Source organism: Ruegeria sp. R14_0, from assembly GCF_017743975.1.
Lineage (GTDB): Bacteria > Pseudomonadota > Alphaproteobacteria > Rhodobacterales > Rhodobacteraceae > Ruegeria.
Map to the genome: position 1 here is coordinate 510,045 of NZ_JAGHRC010000003.1, position 17,068 is coordinate 527,112.

Below are 17,068 nucleotides of genomic sequence, written 5' to 3' on the forward strand. Positions count from 1 at the left end.
GAGTCCTCCGATGTTCTGAGGCATTGACTAATCGCATGGCGGCCCTCTATCAAATTAAAGAAACTGATCTCACTTAAGTTGAGCTAATGCTACTGGACGCGAACCACCTGTCTGCTTTGTCCGCCATCCTGCGCCATGGCAGTTTCGACGCCGCCGCCTCGGACCTTTCGGTGACGCCATCAGCCATTTCCCAGCGGATCAAAGCGCTAGAGGATCGTGTCGGCGCAGCCCTGATCAACCGCGGAACGCCCTGCACCGCCACCCCGTTGGGTTTACGCATTGCGCAGCACGCAGAGGATATCGGACTGCTAGAAGCGAAACTGGCCCGCGAACTGACCCTGGATCAAGCGAGCGGCCCGGCCCGCGTCCGCATCGCGGTTCCAGCCGACGTTCTGGCGACGTGGTTCATCGACGCGATGTCGCAGGTCGACGGCCTGCTGTTCGATCTGGTCGTCGACGATCAGGACCACTCAGCAACATGGCTAAGACGCGGCGAGGTCAGCGCAGCCATCACGGTCGGAGGGGATACGATCCCCGGCGCTGACGCCCTCGCTCTGGGTGCTTTGCGGTACATTCCCACGGCGAACCCGGATTTCATGCAGAAGTGGTTCGCCGAGGGTGTGAATGCCAACACATTGTCCCGCGCGCCCTGCCTTACATTCAACCGAAAAGATGGTCTGCAAAAAGTGTGGATAGCACAACAAACCGGCCAACGTTTATCGCCACCATCGCATTTTCTTCCCTCTTCGCAGGGGTTTGTTGAGGCAGCTATTGCGGGATTGGGATGGGGTATGAATCCGATCAACCTTGCGCAAGATGCCTTGAAGAATGGCCGCTTGTGCCCCGTGCTACCAGACGCGCCGCTGGACGTCGGACTTACATGGCAGGTCGGGCGGGTCTTGTCCTCGGCGCTCGCGCCGCTGACGACCGCGGTTAGACGCACCGCTGCCAAAGCGCTTCTCCCTGTCGACACCTGAGTCGCCTATTCAGGATCCCACTGCCTTTTTGGTACTTGGCAGAACCACATGATAGCAGTTGATGGTCGCAAAAGCGCTGGTGGCGACTATGAACGCGATTGCCCAAACGACCTCGTGCATATGCGCGACACCTGCCAAGGCGGCGGAAAACAGCACCCCGGAAATCCGGCATATGCTTTTGACGGCAGCCGCCCCTTTCACCCGCTGGTCCTTGGGCGCGACGTCCAGAAAATATAGTTTTCTGGCGCTACTAATCCCCGTCACCGCCACAGTTACAATAAACAAGGCAACGGCGTGCAGGTGCACGTCATGATCCATGCCCCAAAAGTGCACCACCAAAAGCGCGCCGCCAGTGAAAGCAACCATCAGGTTACCGACCACCATCACGGCGCGGTGGGATTTCATGTTTACAAATTGCCACAGCGGAGCAGACACAAGATAGCCCGATGCCGACGAAATAATCATAGCAGTCAGCCCCTTGGCGGAACTGTGATGAGCTTCGGCAGCGATCAGAGCAAAGAACGGAACAGCCAGGGAAACAACGACAAGCGGCATACGCATAAGCATGTATCGGCGAAACCAAGCCTCATCGAACATGGCGGCGATATCGGTGAAGTTCTCAACGAACTTTCGCTTTCTCACAGGCTGCGGGTCGGCCTTTCCCTCGGGCGGCCCGGCCTCCTCGGACATCATGAGGATCGACAGGCCGGACAAAACGAAAAAGGTCACAGACACCGCGATGACCGCGGAATGGCGGGAAAACGGCGGGTTTTCCTTGGTGATTTCATGCACCAGAAGGGCGATTCCAATCGCCCCAAGCCCACCGACGCCCAGCTGCAGGTAGTGCATGACCATCCGCGATTTCGAATGCACGTGATCCCCCAACAGATCGGTGTACATAAGCGACTGGATTTCTTCGATCAGCCCGATCATGAAGAAGGCCGCCACAAAGGCCAGCCCGATGACCGGAACGACTCCGGTCGCTGCAACCACCAAGGCCATGACAAGACAGGCTCCAATGGCAACTTCGGTCATTGCGATTGCGCGTTTCTTCCGTTCCCGCGCCGCAATCGGTTGCGCCAGAAACACGTCCGATATCATGCTGCCAACCATGCGCACTGAAACCAATGCCCCGGCTATGAACATCGGCAGCTCTAGCGAGACCGCCAGAAACGGCAAAACAACGGACGGGCTGCCCAAAGTCCAGGCCACCTGAGACAAAATGCTTTGCCCGGCCAGAACCGGGACGTTTCTTTTTGACGTAGCCTGAGCAATGTCCGTCATTCGCTAAGCTTTGTTTCTCCGATTATTAATCGGCGCGTTATCCGCGCAGGGTCGGGTAATCTAGGTCCCTGAGCTTACTCAGTTCGGCCCTACCGGCCAAGAACCCTATGTGCACAATGCAAAAAACCCGACCAGAGGCCGGGTTTCTTAAGCTAACATCGCGATTCAGATCAGAGCTGCGCCATGACTTCGTCTGACGCTTCGAAGTTCGTGGTCACGCGCTGGACGTCATCGTCGTCTTCCAACGCATCCACCAGCTTCATCAGCTTCTGCATGTCTTCCAGACCCAGTTCGGTGGTCGTGGTGGGCTTCCAAACCAGCTTGGTCGACTCGGTTTCACCCAAGGCGGTCTCAAGCGCGTTCGACACTTCGTTCAGATCGGTGTCGGCACACCAGATGATGTGACCTTCGTCCGAGCTTTCGACATCTTCGGCACCGGCCTCGATTGCCGCCTCGAAAACTATATCCGCATCGCCAACGGTCGCCGGGTAAACCACTTCACCCTTACGTTCGAACATGAACCCGACCGAGCCGGTCTCACCCAGGTTGCCGCCGTTCTTCGAAAAGGTCGAGCGTACGGTCGAGGCGGTCCGGTTGCGATTGTCGGTCATCGTTTCGACGATCACGGCAACGCCGTTCGGGCCGTAACCCTCGTACCGGATTTCTTCGTAATCGTCGCCTTCACCCGCAACGGATTTCTTGATCGCGCGGTCGATCACGTCCTTGGGGACCGAGTTCGACTTGGCCTCTTTCACCGCCAGACGCAGGCGCGGGTTCTTGTCGGGGTCAGGGTCGCCCATCTTGGCGGCGACAGTGATCTCTTTCGACAGTTTGGAAAACAGTTTGGACCGCGCGGCGTCCTGACGTCCCTTGCGGTGCTGGATGTTGGCCCATTTGGAATGGCCTGCCATGTTGCGTCCTCGTCATCATGTTTGCGTATTCGGCGCTCATATAGACGTTTGCGGGGCCAAGGATCAAGAGAGCGGCTTGCGACAGTCACCGCTACGGGTATGGTGGCGGCATGACGACAGACCAGATTATTCTTTTTTCCCTTTTCGCCATTGTGTTTGGAATGCTGCTGTGGGGGAAATTCCGATACGACCTCGTGGCCTTCACTGCGCTATTGATCGGAGTTGTACTGGGTGTCGTGCCCGTTGACGACGCCTTTGCAGGGTTTGGGCACCCCGCCACGATTATCGTGGCTTTGGTGCTGGTTGTCTCGGCCGGGTTGGTCCGGTCCGGCGCAGTTTTCCTGATTACGCGCACGCTGGTCGATGCCTCACGCGGGCTGGGCGCGCATATCGCGCTGATGGGCGGGATTGGTGCGGTTTTGTCGGCCTTTATGAACAACGTCGCTGCGCTGGCACTGCTCATGCCCGTCGATATTCAGACCGCGCGCAAGGCGGGGCGTTCCGTTGGTTTGTCCCTGATGCCGCTGAGCTTTGCCACCATTCTGGGTGGCATGGCCACGCTGATTGGAACGCCGCCCAATATCATCATCGCCTCGATCCGGGCAGAGACACTGGGCGAACCGTTCCGCATGTTCGATTTCGCCCCGGTCGGCGGTTTGGCAGCGATTGCCGGGCTGACCTTTGTCGCGCTGGTCGGATGGCGGCTGATCCCCAACCGCGGAACTCAGGAAGAGGTCTCGGACACTCTGGCCGAGTACATCGCCGAACTGACGGTCCCATCAGAGTCGCCCCAAATCGGGAAACGTGTCAGCGAGCTCTACGAAGCTGCAGAAAAGTCCGACGTGGCCATCATTGGCCTGATCCGGGATGGCAAGCGGCGTTACGGGCGCTCGGCCCACGCTACGCTTAAACCCGGCGACGCGCTGGTTCTGGAAGCCCGCCCCGAAGCGCTGGACGAATTCCGCACCGCGCTGAACCTCGATTTCTCGGACACCCGTCGCCAGGAATTGCTGACCGCCGAGGGCGACGGTCTGGAAGTGGTTGAGGTCGTTGTACCACTGAACGCGCGCGTCACCGGGCGCACAGCGCAAGGTCTGGGGTTGGCCTGGCGTCAAAGCACGGTTCTCATGGGGATTTCACGGCAGGGCCGCCGCATAACCGAGCAGGTCCGCAAGACCGAGATTGAGGCCGGCGACATTCTTCTGCTGCTCTGCCCCCGCGACCGCAGCGCAGATGTGACCGACTGGCTGGGCTGTTTACCGCTGGCCGAACGCGGGCTGAACGTCACCGCCAATGACAAGGCGTGGCTGGCCATCGGCCTGTTTGCTGCCGCCGTGCTGGCCGCAAGCGTCGGCTTGGTTTACCTGCCCATCGCTTTGGGGCTGGTCGTGGTCGCCTATGTGCTGACCAAGATCATGCCGATTGCCGATATCTACAATCACATCGAATGGCCCGTGGTCGTGCTGTTGGGGTCGATGATCCCGCTGGGCAGCGCACTGGAGACGTCCGGCGGCACCGAGCTTATTGCCAACGCATTGATACAATTGACCAACGGTTTGCCCGCCTGGGCCATCCTGACTGTTTTGATGGTGGTCACCATGACCCTGTCGGACGTGTTGAACAACACCGCCACAGCCATCGTCGCAGCCCCCGTTGGTATTCAGATGGCCCGCACGCTTGAGGTTTCGCCCGACCCGTTTTTGATGACCGTGGCCGTGGCCGCCTCAGCCGCGTTTCTGACGCCGATCGGGCATAAGAACAATACACTGGTGCTGGGCCCCGGTGGGTATCAGTTTGGTGACTATTGGCGCATGGGATTGCCGTTGGAAATCCTGATCATAGCCATTTCCATTCCTGCCATCCTTGTATTCTGGCCTTTGTGACGGATAAGAGCCCCTCATGAAACGATTTCTGATCCTGCAACTGCGCCCGGAAACCGATGCCTCGGACGCCGAGTATGCGTCGATTCTGGACAAAACCGGGCTGTCTCCGGACCAGACCCATCGCATTCGGTTGGATTGCGAGGAATTGCCCAACGATCTGGATGTCACGGACTATGCCGGGGTGATCGTCGGGGGCGGGCCGGGATGCGTCAGCGACGATCCGGCAACCAAGTCCGATACCGATGCGCGGACCGAAGCGGCCATAATGAGTCTCATGCCCCAGATCATCGCGCGGGATCATCCGTTCATGGGCTGTTGCTATGGTTTGGGCATTCTCGCCGCACATCTGGGCGGCTCGGTCAGCAAAGAGCAGTACGGAGAGCCCGTCGGCCCCTCAACCTGCCGCCTGACCGAGGATGGCACCCAAGATCCACTGACCGCGGGCCTGGCCGACAGTTTCGATGCATTCGTCGGTCACAAAGAAGCGGTTCAGGCCTTACCGGACGGCTGTGTGCATCTGCTGGCCTCAGACCCCTGTCCGTTTCAGATGATCCGCTGGGGGCAAAACGTTTATGCCACGCAGTTCCATCCCGAGGCCGACGCGGGCGATTTTGAACAGCGTATTAACATTTATAAGGACCACGGCTATTTCCCTCCCGAAGATGCCCAACGCCTGATCGATATCTGTCATGCCGCAGATGTCACACAACCGGCAGAAATCCTGCGCAGATTCGCCGAACGCTACGGGTGACCTAACGGCGTTATTGCCTGATCCATGACCCCTCGCATAGGCTGGCCCGAACGGCTTTGGGAGGAGTTGTTCTTGGATCTTCTAATAAGTGTCGGCCTGCCGCTTTCGCTGGCCATCATCATGCTGTCTTTGGGCGTTGGCCTGGAGGTTGCCGATTTCCGCCGCGTCCTTAACCGGCGCTATCCATTCGCAATCGGCGCAGTGTGTCAGGTTGTGCTTTTGCCGGTCGTGGCCTTCATCACGGTCAAACTGTTCGCTTTGCCGCCCGAGATCGCGGTCGGCTTCATGATCCTCAGCTTTTGTCCCGGCGGAGTGACCAGCAACATCCTGTCGAAACTGGCAAAGGGTGACGTCGCCCTGTCAGTTAGCCTGACCGCCGTCATCAGCTTGCTGTCCATGGTCACCGTTCCCTTTCTGGCCGCCTGGTCGGTGAACCACTTCATGGGCGATGCCGCGCCAGAGGTTTCCATTGCGGGCCTGGCCATCGCGATGTTCCTGATCACTACGCTTCCAGTGGCGCTTGGAGTTGCACTTCGCAGCTTTGCAACCGACTTTGCAAAGCGGATCGAACCCACGTTGTCCACGATTGCGACAGTTCTTTTTATTCTGATCGTCGTGGCGGCGCTGGCCGGAAACTGGCAACTGTTTGTCGACAACCTCGGCGTGATGGGGGCCGGGTTGATCTCGTTGAATATTGCGCTGTTGTTGATTGGGCTGGGCCTGGCGCGTGTCGCCAAACTGTCGTGGCAAGAAAGTAAGACTGTTTCAATCGAAACCGGCATACAGAACTCGACACTTGGGATTACACTGGCCGCGCTGATTACCGCGACCGAAAGCGGCTTCAGTCCGCTGGCCCTGCCGTCGGCCGTTTACGGGATCACGATGTACGCCGTGGCCCTGCCCTTTATCCTGTGGTTTCGCAGCCGCTGAAAGGACATGACATGACAAATAACTCTGCTGATGCCATCGTCGTTGGGGCGGGACTGGCCGGGCTGGCCGCTGCTGCCGAATTGGGTGATCGCGGTAAAAAGGTCATCGTCGTTGACCAAGAGCCCGAGCATTTTCTGGGCGGTCAAGCCTTCTGGAGCCTTGGCGGTCTGTTCATGGTCGACACGCCCGAGCAACGCCGCATGGGCATCAAGGACAGCTATGATCTGGCCCTGCGCGACTGGATGGGCAGCGCGCAATTCGACCGGGACGAGGACGCATGGCCCCGCAAATGGGCCGAAGCCTATGTGGAATTTGCAGCGGGTGAGATGCGCCCATGGCTGCACGATATGGGCCTGCGCTGGTTCCCCATTGTCGGCTGGGCCGAACGGGGCGGCTCATATGCGGATGGTCACGGCAACTCTGTCCCCAGGTTTCACATCACGTGGGGTACCGGCCCGGGCGTTCTGGAACATTTCATTCGCCGCGTGCGCGAGCACGTGAGCAACGGGTTGGTCCAGCTGAAATTCCGCCATCAGGTCAGCCACATCATTATGCAAAACGGCGCAGCCAAAGGCGTCTCGGGCGAAGTTTTGGCCGATGACACTGCCGCCCATGGTGCCAAAACCAACCGCGATGAGGTTGGTGAGTTCGAAGTTTACGCCCCAGCGGTCATCGTCACATCAGGCGGGATTGGCGGCAACTTTGAAATGGTACGCAAGAACTGGCCACGTGGCCGTCTGGGCGAGCCGCCAAAGAACATGGTTGCGGGGGTACCCTTCCACGTCGATGGCCGCATGATCGGCATCAGCGAAAAGGCTGGCGGGCATGTGATCAACGGCGACCGGATGTGGCACTACACAGAAGGCGTTCGCAACTGGGATCCGATCTGGCCCTCGCACGGTATCCGTATCCTGCCGGGACCAAGCTCGATGTGGTTCGACGCGGAAGGCAACCGGTTGAAACCGCCCTGCCTGCCGGGGTTCGATACCTTGGGTACGTTGAAGGAAATCCTAAAGACCGGTCACGAATACAGCTGGTTCGTTCTGACCCAGAAAGTGATCAAAAAGGAATTTGCCCTCTCCGGGTCCGAGCAGAACCCAGACATGACAAATGGCGGCTGGAAAGAGGTTCTGTTCCAGCGCATCCTGACCGGCTCCAAAGCCACTGCGCCGGTTGAGGCGTTCAAAGAACATGGTGAGGATTTCGTCGTCGCCAATACCCTGACCGAGCTTGTGAATGGCATGAACCACTTGGGCGGAGGTCTGATCGACGAGGCGCATCTGCGCGCGCAGATCGAGGCGCGGGATTCCCAGATCGATAACCCGTTTACCAAAGACGCGCAGATGGCAGCAATTCTGGCGGCGCGCAACTATCGCGGGGATCGGTTGATCCGCACAGCAAAGCCGCACAAGTTCCTCGACTCGGCCAATGGTCCGCTGATCGCGGTCAAGCTGCACGTGCTGACGCGCAAAACGCTGGGCGGGTTGCAGACCAATCTGGACAGCCAGATGGTCGGCGCAGACGGTCAGGTCGTGCCGGGGCTTTTCGCCGCCGGCGAGGTCGCTGGCTTCGGCGGCGGCGGGTACCACGGCTACAACGCGTTGGAAGGGTCGTTCCTTGGCGGTTGCATCTTCTCTGGCCGTAACGCCGGGCGGTCCAGGGCCGTCGCGTGACGGCCCTGTAACCCTTACCCGCCCCGAGCGAACTGCACGAGCGATTGCCCGTTACTGTTCAACAAAACCAGTGTGTCGCCTTTGAAAACATAGGCCGAAGCACCTTGGAGGGCTTTGAAAAACTGCCGCTCGACGTCATCCAATGGCGGTGGGCAGGCCATCAAAGTAGCGGCCATGTTATCCGGGAACTCGATATTGGTTCCGGTGATCTTGGCCTGCCCGGAAAACCGATTGCACCCTCCGGTGCCGGAAAAGGCCCCGTCCTGCGCAAAAGACAAAGCCGGGCGACGTTCCGTCTCAATAGGTGCGCCGTTCAGGCCCATGGCCGTCCAGCTGGTGTTTTCCAAAGTGGCGGCACCGGGCGGCTGCACCTTGACCAAGACCAGATCTGTGGTGTTCCCCGCCCCGTTCGTCAGGACCGGATAGGCTGTGTCTGTGGTATAGAGCAGCGTGTCGCCCTGAAAGATTGATCCGCGCACCACATAGCGCATCCCCTCCTGGATCAGCGCGTCATCATAGCTCAACTCAAATTGCGCAGGCACACCAGTCAAAGCATAGCGTTTGGCCGACAAGGTGACGGACGGGACATCGGCGCGCGAGACGTCCTGCAACTGCACAAGCAGGGTCGCATCAGGCGGCACCGCGATGCGTTCGCGATAGGTGGCCGACCCTTCGATAGTACCTGCCAAGGCGGTGCCGCCAAGTGTGGCGGTCACGGCCGCAACCGCAAGGGCAGTGTATCCGGTCTTGAGCATGGCTGTGCTCCTTCCTTGTAAATTCATTTATTCAAAACATTGTGCGTAGCTCTGAATTTACAAGGACTTCTGCAGAAAGCCAGCGGTTACGCGCCGGTTCTACAGGGGCCAGATGAACGGTATCAGCAACGAGGCGAGCAAGCCGACCGTCAAATTCAACGGCACACCGACCCGCAGGAAATCGGTGAACCTGTACCCGCCGGGGCCATATACCATCATGTTGGTCTGATACCCGATTGGCGTCGCGAAGGAGGCCGATGCAGCCACCATGACCGCCACCACCAGCGGGCGCGGATCAATCCCCACCGCTTGCGCCAGACCAATTGCAATTGGTGTGACAACAACGGCCACCGCGTTGTTCGACACCAGTTCTGTAAGCACCGAAGTCAGCAGATAGACGGCCCAGATGATCAGGAACGGGGGCAACATGCCCAAACCGGGGGCAATGGCCTCGACAATCAACGAAACGGCGCCGGATTTGTCCAGAGCCGCACCGATGGCCAGCATGGAAAAGATCAGGGCCAGCAGGCGGCCTTCGACAAAGGAAAACGCCTCATCCGCGTCGATGCAGCGGGTCATCAACACGACCGCCACTGCCAACACCGACAACAACAGGATCGGTGCGACGCCCAGCGCGGCCAGTACAACGATCCCGGTCAGTGCCCCGATGGCAATCGGCGCATGGCTGCGGCGGAACGCGCGGGCCGAAGGCTGGGTGACATCGACCATATCCATATCAGCGGCCAATCTTTGAATATCCGCCGGAGAGCCCTCCAACAGCAATGTGTCCCCGACGCGAACGACCAGTTCATCCAATTGCCGACCGATATTCTGGTTCCGCCGATGCACCGCCAGCACATAGACCCCGTAACGACGCCTCAGCCGCATCGCGCCCAACGTCCGGCCGACCATGCGGCACCCCGGAGTGATCAGGACCTCAACCGTCTTGGTCTCAACCGCAGAAACCTGATCGACACGCTTAAGCTCTTTGTTCGTTTGCAAGCTCAGCAGCTCGGTCATCTGGGTTCGCAGAACCACGCGGTCGCCCACTTTCAGCGTGACGCCCTTGAGGTTGCGCCGCAAAGACTCGTCGCCGCGTACAACGTCGATCAGGCGCACACCGGGACGCTTGAACAGCTGAACCCCGGTGACTTCGCGCCCGATCAGGTTGCTGTCAGGCGGGATCACGGCCTCGGTGAAGAACTTCATCTTGGACCGGTCGCTGAGCATCGAGGCCATGCTATCCCGCTCTGGCAGCAGGCGCGGAGAGACAAACCGCAGGTAGAACATGCCGTATATCACCAAGGCGATACCCAGCGGCGTGACCTCAAAGATTGTAAACGGCGTCATCCCTTGCGACCGTGCGACACCATCGACCAACAGGTTGGTCGACGTACCGATCAACGTTAGCGTACCACCCAATATGGCAGCGTAGCTAAGCGGGATCAGTAGTTTCGATGCCGGAACATTCAGGGTGCGCGCGATCTGGATAAAGACGGGGATCATTACGACCACCACCGGTGTATTCGACACCACGGCCGAGGCCACAACTACAAAGGCCATCAACGTTGCAATGGCGACCTTAGGTTTCACCTGCGCCTGTTTCTGAGCGGTCGAGGTGAAAGCATCCAGCGCCCCTGTGCGGACCAACGCCCCCATGATGATGAACATCGCTGCAATGGTCCACGGGGCCGGGTTGGACAAAACCGCCAACGCGCTTTGATAGGGAAGGATACCGGTCACAAGCATCACAGCGACCCCGCCGATAGCGACGACTTCGGTCGGATAGACTTCGCGCAGGAACATGATGAACATGCCTGCGACGACCATTAGCGCCAGTATCGCGCTTCCCATTTCTGTCAGTTGAAGGAATTCCATTCTTGGTATTCTGTCCGAACCCTGGCCTGGCTTACGCGCCCGTCAGGCAGTTTCACGCATTGCGCGCGGCAGAGCAAGCCTGACGTGGATTATTGCGGCCCCGCTTGCTGCAACCGTCCGCCAACGCGTACCATTTGAACAGATTTGGCCTGACCGTCGCGGTCGTCGGTTTCGACAAACACACCGCTTAGCGTCGCCTCACCATTGGCAGGGGTGAACCGGGCCTTGGGCATTCCGGTGATGAAACGGCGCATCGGCTCGACCTTGTCCATCCCGATGACCGAGTCATAGTCTCCGCACATCCCGGCGTCTGACAGATATGCGGTGCCACCCGGCAAGATCTGAGCATCGGCGGTGGGCACATGGGTATGCGTACCGACAACCAAACTGGCGCGTTTGTCACAATAGTGGCCCATGGCCATCTTCTCGGACGTGGCCTCGCAATGCATATCGACGATGATCGCCTGCGCTTGCCCGCCGCGGGGGTGCGATTTCAGGATCGGCTCAACGGCCGAGAACGGGTCGTCAAAGGGGCGCTTCATAAAGACCTGCCCCAACACCTGAACCACCAGAACCTTGCGCCCGCCGGGTGCGTTGTACAGTCGATGCCCCCTGCCCGGCGCGCCTTTGGCAAAATTCACCGGGCGTACGATACGGGGCTCTCTCTCGATGAACTGCAGCATGTCCTTCTGGTCAAACGCATGGTCGCCCAGCGTCAGGCAATCAGCCCCTGCATCCAGCAGCAGCTTGGCGTGATCCCCGGTCAGGCCCATCCCGTTCGAGGCGTTCTCGCCATTGACCACGACGAAATCCAGCCGCCATTCACCGCGCAAACGCGGCAAATGCTGCTGTACAGCCGCACGTCCAGCGCGGCCCATGACGTCACCCAGAAATAGTAATCTCATGCCTAACGTCCTAAGTGTGGTGTCCCCCAAGCACAAGTGGTTAAACTGCGGCAATAAACCGTGAAAACGCATTGGACAGGAGACGCTAATGACCCGTTACTTCACCCCAGTGGCCGCTCTGGCCCTTCTCGCTGCCTGCGATCAGGCTGATCAAGCTTCGGAACAGCCTGTCGGGCTGGCCAATCCGGCCGCGACCTTCTGCATCGAACAAGGTGGGCAGTATGAGATACAGGATGGTGAGAACGGCCAAAGCGGAACCTGCACCCTGCCTGACGGGTCCAAGCAAGATGCGTGGGAGTATTTCCGAGCCGAAAACATGGGCTAGGCTTAGAACGTCAGAACCCGACTTTCGGTAATGACCATGTCAAGTGGCTGGTCAGTTGGTTCGAGCGGCAGGCCTTCGGCCTCTTGCGCGTCAAAGGCAAAGCCGATTGCCAGCGTCGGGCGCTTGGCGCGCAGCCCTTCCAACGTGCGGTCATAGAACCCGCCGCCATATCCCAGCCTGCCGCCCTGCGCATCGAAAGCAACCAGCGGCACGATCAGAATCTCTGGGTCGAAGTAGTCATCGACCTCTGGGATTTTCGCACCGAAGGGGCCGTCTTTGAGCGCCCCTTCGGGCGTCCAGCGCGAGAACTTCAGCGGCTGGCCCGCAGCCTGGATGACGGGAACACCGACCGCGCCGTAGGCCGACGCTTCGGCCATGGCGGGTAGCGGATCAATCTCGGTTCGGATCGGCATGTACCCCGATAGCGGCACACCGCGATGACCAGCCAGAACCTCGGACAACCGCCCGGCTGCGCCCGGCATACGCACTTCGAAAGCAGCCTTGCGGCGTGCAAATGCGGTCTTGCGCGCAGCGGCTTTGATTTCAGTCAGATCGGTCACAAAAGCACCACGCTGGCAAGCCCCAAGAAGATGAAGAAGCCCATGACATCCGTTGTGGTGGTCACAAACGTCCCCGATGCCAGCGCAGGGTCAACACCCAGACGGTCCAGCAAGACCGGTACTACCGTACCTGCAAAGCCTGCGATGATCATATTCACGACCAAGGCCGACCCGATCACGACACCCAGCATCGGAGAGTCGAACCACATCATCCCGACAGTGCCCAACACGATGGCGAAACACAGACCGTTGAGCATGCCCACCAGCAATTCCCGCCGGATAACTCGCATGACGTTTGCATTGGTCAGGTCGCGGGTTGCCAGGGCGCGCACCGCAACCGTTAGCGACTGCGTTCCCGCATTGCCGCCCATGGACGCGACGATGGGCATCAGGATTGCCAGCGCGACCAGCTGATCAATCGCCGCCTCGAACTGAGAAATCACCAACGAGGCGCAAATAGCCGTGCATAGGTTCACCGCCAGCCAAGGCAGGCGGCGACGGCTTGTGGCTGCGACGCTGTCGGACAACGAGCTTTCCTCACCCACACCGGCCAATCGCAGAATGTCTTCCTCGTGCTCTTCATCCAATACGACCATCGCGTCGTCGATGGTGATCACACCAACCAAGCGCCCGTCGGCATCGACGACCGGGGCCGAAATCAGGTGATACTGATTGAACGCATAGGCCACATCCTCTTCGTCCTGATCGACGGGGATGGTATGGAATTCCTCTTCGGCGATGTCATGCAGCGGCACCTCGCGTCGGGTCGCCATCAGCTTGCCCAAGGTGACCTGTGCCACCGGTTTTAACCGGGGGTCAACCAGAACGACATGGTAGAACTGCTCTGGCAGGTCATCGTTGGCGCGCATGAAATCGATGGCCTGCCCCACGGTCCAATGCTCGGGAGCCATGACGACCTCGCGCTGCATGAGACGACCGGCTGAGTTCTCGGGATAAGACAGCGCCTGCTCTGCCGCGATCCGCTCAGAATCCTCGAGCGCATCCAAAATGGCCTCTTGCTGCGGCTCTTCCAGATCTTCAAGCAGGTCGACGACGTCGTCGCTTTCCATGTCGCGCACGGCGTCCGCCAGAACGTCGGGGCGCAGGACACTGATGACCTCTTCCCGCACGGCCTCATCCAGTTCCGAGAGGATGTCTCCGTCGAATTCCTTGTCGTACAGCCGGATCAGGCGTCCGCGGTCATAGGGGTTGATCTGTTCCAATAGGTCGGCGATGTCCGCTGGGTGCAGCGGCTCCATCAGCTCGATCAGCTTGTCACGATCATCCACATCCACCGCATATAGGATCGCGGCCACAGTGCGGCGGTCCAGCGCATACACATCGTCTTCGGCGGCAGAGTCGGTTGCGGGTTCATCATAGCCTGTCGTCATGTCTGCCCCCGTTGGTTCGCGCATTGACCCCTAATTAGAAGAAGCAGCTACCGGAAAACAATGACAATGCGGCGATTTACCGGCAAGTTTCGCCGCCTTATGCTGTTTCCCAGTCCCATACAGGCGGAGAACATTGGAAATGGCGCAAAAAACGCTTCTCAAAGGGCGCGTCCTGAGTTTCAACGGATCACCCTTTGAGGGTGAACCGACCGAGGCCGTGACTATCAGCGAAGCGGTGTTGATCGAAGGAGGTCGGATCGTTTCGGTTGCAGATGCAGACAGCCTGATCTCCGCACACCCAGATGCCGACGTGGTGGACCACGGTCAGCATGTCATCATGGCCGGGTTTGTAGACGCGCACGTGCATTACCCGCAGACCGCCATGATCGCCAGCTGGGGAAAGCGCCTGATCGATTGGCTGAACACCTATACTTTCCCCGAGGAAATGAAGTTCGGAGAGACGGAGTACGCGACCGAGATCGCCAACCGCTATCTCGACCTAACGGCCGCGCATGGGACCACGACCATGTGCAGTTTCTGCACCATCCATCCCGAGAGCGTTGATGCGTTTTTTACCGCAGCGCAACAGCGCGGGCAGCGCGTGGTGGCTGGCAAAACCTGCATGGATCGCAATGCGCCCGCGGGGCTGCGGGACACCCCTCAGACGGCCTACGACCAATCCCAAGCATTGCTGGAGAAGTGGCATGGCGTAGATCGTATTTCCTATGCCATCACGCCGCGGTTTTCGCCAACTTCCACTCCAGATCAGTTGGAGGCGATGGGCGCGCTTTGGGCTGAGCACCCGCATTGCCTTATGCAAACGCATCTGAGTGAGCAGACGGATGAAATCACCTGGGTCCGCGAGCTGTTCCCAGACGCGCGGGACTATCTGGACACTTATGAAAAGTTCGGCTTGCTGGGATCGCACGGCGTTTACGGCCATGTCATCCACCTGGAATCGCGAGAACGCGATCGGTTACGCGAGGTTGACGCCGCACTGATCCACTGCCCAACCTCGAACACGTTTATCGGATCAGGCCTATTCGACATGGACGGGCTGATGCACGACGGGCACCGGGTCGGATTGGCAACGGATACCGGTGGCGGGTCGAGCTTTTCGATGCTGCACACCATGGCCTCGGCTTACGAAATCGGACAACTACGCGGCGCGCCCTTGCACGCGGCGCAACTGCTGTGGCTGGGCACTGTCGGATCGGCTCGCTCGTTGCGGATGGATGACTGTATCGGCAACGTTGCAGCGGGGATGGAAGCTGATCTGGTTGTGCTGGACCTTGCCTCAACCCCCGCAATCGCGCAACGAGAGGCCTGTGCCAATGACCTGTGGGAGGCAGTCTTCCCGACCATCATGATGGGGGATGATCGGGCGATAGCAGAGGTGTGGATTGGCGGCCGCAAAGTTGGCGCATAGACCCAATGCGCCTGCGGCGCATGCCTCCGGCGGGGATATTTTTGGCCAGATGAAGAGCGGATCCTGCTAGATGGCCAGAGCCCGCGCCAGTCGGTTGTGCGTTTCTATGACGCGCGGCAGGTCTATCGTCGTCAGCTCTCCTGCCCTTACAATCTGACGGCCCTCTACAAACAGGTGCTTCACTTTCATTGGTCCGGCCAGCAGCAATGCGGCCGGATCCCAGCTGCCTGCGCTTTCGATGCTGCGTGTGTCCCACATGGCAATGTCGGCACGTTTGCCCGGCTCAAGGCGTCCGCAATCGGGGCGGTTCAGCACATCAGCACCGCCACGTGTGGCGATCTCTAATGCCTCGCGCGAGGACATGGCATCGGCCCCGCTGGCAACGCGTTGCAGCAACATGGCTTGACGTGCTTCGAGTATGAGACTGCCGTTGTCGTTACTGGCGGATCCATCGGCACCAAGGCCCACCGGAACACCCCTGTCGCGCATGGAACGCACTGGCGCGATACCGGATCCCAGGCGGCAATTGGAACAGGGACAATGGGCGACACCTGTTTGGGTTTTGGAAAAAAGGTTGATTTCGGACCCGTCCAGTTTGACACAATGTGCGTGCCATACGTCAGACCCGGTCCAGCCCAGATCCTCGGCATATTGGCCGGGTCGACATCCGAACTTGGCTTGCGAATAAGCGATATCCTCATCGTTTTCAGCCAAGTGTGTATGCAGCATAACCCCCTTGTCACGCGCAAGCACTGCCGTGTCGCGCATCAGATCGCGGCTGACCGAGAACGGAGAGCACGGAGCCAGACCGACCCTGCACATTGCGCCTTCGGTTGAGTCGTGGAACGCATCAACCACGCGGACCATGTCGTCCAGAATCGCGGCCTCGGATTCGACGAGTGAGTCCGGCGGCAATCCTCCGTCGCTTTCACCAATGCTCATCGCGCCACGGGTCGGGTGGAATCGCATTCCGACCTCTGCCGCGGCAGCGATCGTGTCATCTAGCCGCGCGCCATTGGGATAGAGATACAGGTGGTCCGAACTGAGAGTGCACCCCGACAGGGCCAGCTCGGCCAGCCCGATCTGGGCGGACACAAACATCTCTTCCGGACCAAAACGCGACCAGATCGGGTACAGCGTCTGCAGCCATCCGAACAACAGCGCATCCTGCCCGCCCGGAACGGCCCGGGTCAGGGTTTGGTATAGATGGTGATGGGTGTTCACCAACCCAGGGGTCACGACACAGCCCGAGGCATCATGTACCTCTCCGCTGGTTTGCAAATCGCGGCCGATCTGCGCGATCTGTCCTTTTTGGATCAAAATATCCGCGCCACACAGTTCTTGGCGCGCGTCATCCATCGTTAGAATGGTGTCCGCGTTTTTAATAAGGATTTCGGTCATTTCGCCCTCCTGCAT

Annotated in this window: 15 protein-coding genes; 7 read left to right on the forward strand and 8 right to left on the reverse strand. The window is 59.4% G+C overall.

The features are described from left to right. The first annotated feature begins 86 nt into the window (after positions 1–86). Entirely contained in the window at positions 87–977 is an 891-nt protein-coding gene (locus tag J7416_RS12285; protein WP_209225031.1) for a LysR family transcriptional regulator ArgP, read from the forward strand. 9 nt (positions 978–986) lie between these two features. Here J7416_RS12285 and J7416_RS12290 read toward each other — a convergent pair whose 3' ends face one another. After that, complete coding sequence (locus J7416_RS12290; protein WP_209225032.1) at positions 987–2,261, reverse strand: permease; 1,275 nt, start codon at positions 2,259–2,261, stop codon at positions 987–989. Positions 2,262–2,431: 170 nt separating this feature from the next. Next, positions 2,432–3,172 carry a YebC/PmpR family DNA-binding transcriptional regulator gene (locus tag J7416_RS12295; RefSeq protein ID WP_209225033.1) on the reverse strand — a complete coding sequence of 247 codons (741 nt, stop codon included), beginning with the start codon at positions 3,170–3,172 and terminating at the stop codon, positions 2,432–2,434. Positions 3,173–3,282: 110 nt separating this feature from the next. On the opposite strand from J7416_RS12295, the gene J7416_RS12300 reads away from it, so the two are divergent. The 4 genes from J7416_RS12300 to J7416_RS12315 all read left to right on the forward strand — a co-directional run bounded on the left by J7416_RS12300 (position 3,283) and on the right by J7416_RS12315 (position 8,409). After that, complete coding sequence (locus J7416_RS12300; RefSeq protein WP_209225034.1) at positions 3,283–5,055, forward strand: SLC13 family permease; 1,773 nt, start codon at positions 3,283–3,285, stop codon at positions 5,053–5,055. Positions 5,056–5,071: 16 nt separating this feature from the next. Next, a complete protein-coding gene (locus tag J7416_RS12305; protein WP_209225035.1) occupies positions 5,072–5,806 on the forward strand; it encodes a glutamine amidotransferase in 735 nt (244 codons plus the stop codon). A 72-nt stretch (positions 5,807–5,878) separates the two neighbouring features. Next, complete coding sequence (locus tag J7416_RS12310) at positions 5,879–6,736, forward strand: bile acid:sodium symporter family protein (protein ID WP_209225036.1); 858 nt, start codon at positions 5,879–5,881, stop codon at positions 6,734–6,736. 11 nt (positions 6,737–6,747) lie between these two features. Further along, positions 6,748–8,409 (forward strand): FAD-binding dehydrogenase, encoded by a 1,662-nt coding sequence (locus tag J7416_RS12315; protein ID WP_209225037.1) that lies wholly within the window; start codon positions 6,748–6,750, stop codon positions 8,407–8,409. Positions 8,410–8,423: 14 nt separating this feature from the next. Here J7416_RS12315 and J7416_RS12320 read toward each other — a convergent pair whose 3' ends face one another. The 3 genes from J7416_RS12320 to J7416_RS12330 all read right to left on the reverse strand — a co-directional run bounded on the left by J7416_RS12320 (position 8,424) and on the right by J7416_RS12330 (position 11,947). Continuing rightward, positions 8,424–9,164, reverse strand: coding sequence for a YbaY family lipoprotein (locus tag J7416_RS12320; RefSeq protein ID WP_209225038.1), 741 nt, complete (start codon positions 9,162–9,164; stop codon positions 8,424–8,426). Between the two features lie 99 nt (positions 9,165–9,263). Next, positions 9,264–11,042 (reverse strand): SLC13 family permease, encoded by a 1,779-nt coding sequence (locus tag J7416_RS12325; RefSeq protein WP_209225039.1) that lies wholly within the window; start codon positions 11,040–11,042, stop codon positions 9,264–9,266. Positions 11,043–11,131: 89 nt separating this feature from the next. Further along, the gene (locus J7416_RS12330) at positions 11,132–11,947 is read right to left on the reverse strand and encodes a TIGR00282 family metallophosphoesterase (RefSeq protein ID WP_209225040.1); all 816 of its coding nucleotides are present in this window, start codon (positions 11,945–11,947) and stop codon (positions 11,132–11,134) included. An 88-nt stretch (positions 11,948–12,035) separates the two neighbouring features. Here J7416_RS12330 and J7416_RS12335 point away from each other — a divergent pair, with 88 nt between their 5' ends. Beyond that, a complete protein-coding gene (locus J7416_RS12335) occupies positions 12,036–12,272 on the forward strand; it encodes a DUF333 domain-containing protein (protein ID WP_209225041.1) in 237 nt (78 codons plus the stop codon). Between the two features lie 2 nt (positions 12,273–12,274). On the opposite strand, the gene J7416_RS12340 is transcribed toward J7416_RS12335, so the two are convergent. Continuing rightward, complete coding sequence (locus J7416_RS12340) at positions 12,275–12,832, reverse strand: 5-formyltetrahydrofolate cyclo-ligase (RefSeq protein ID WP_209225042.1); 558 nt, start codon at positions 12,830–12,832, stop codon at positions 12,275–12,277. Then, positions 12,829–14,223 (reverse strand): magnesium transporter, encoded by a 1,395-nt coding sequence (mgtE, locus tag J7416_RS12345; protein ID WP_209225043.1) that lies wholly within the window; start codon positions 14,221–14,223, stop codon positions 12,829–12,831. Before mgtE ends, J7416_RS12340 begins: the two co-directional genes overlap by 4 nt. A 139-nt stretch (positions 14,224–14,362) precedes the next feature. On the opposite strand from mgtE, the gene guaD reads away from it, so the two are divergent. Then, complete coding sequence (gene guaD, locus J7416_RS12350; RefSeq protein ID WP_209225044.1) at positions 14,363–15,652, forward strand: guanine deaminase; 1,290 nt, start codon at positions 14,363–14,365, stop codon at positions 15,650–15,652. Between the two features lie 66 nt (positions 15,653–15,718). Here the strand turns inward: guaD and J7416_RS12355 are convergent, their stop codons facing one another. Further along, entirely contained in the window at positions 15,719–17,053 is a 1,335-nt protein-coding gene (locus J7416_RS12355) for an 8-oxoguanine deaminase (protein ID WP_209225045.1), read from the reverse strand. Positions 17,054–17,068 lie beyond the last annotated feature (15 nt).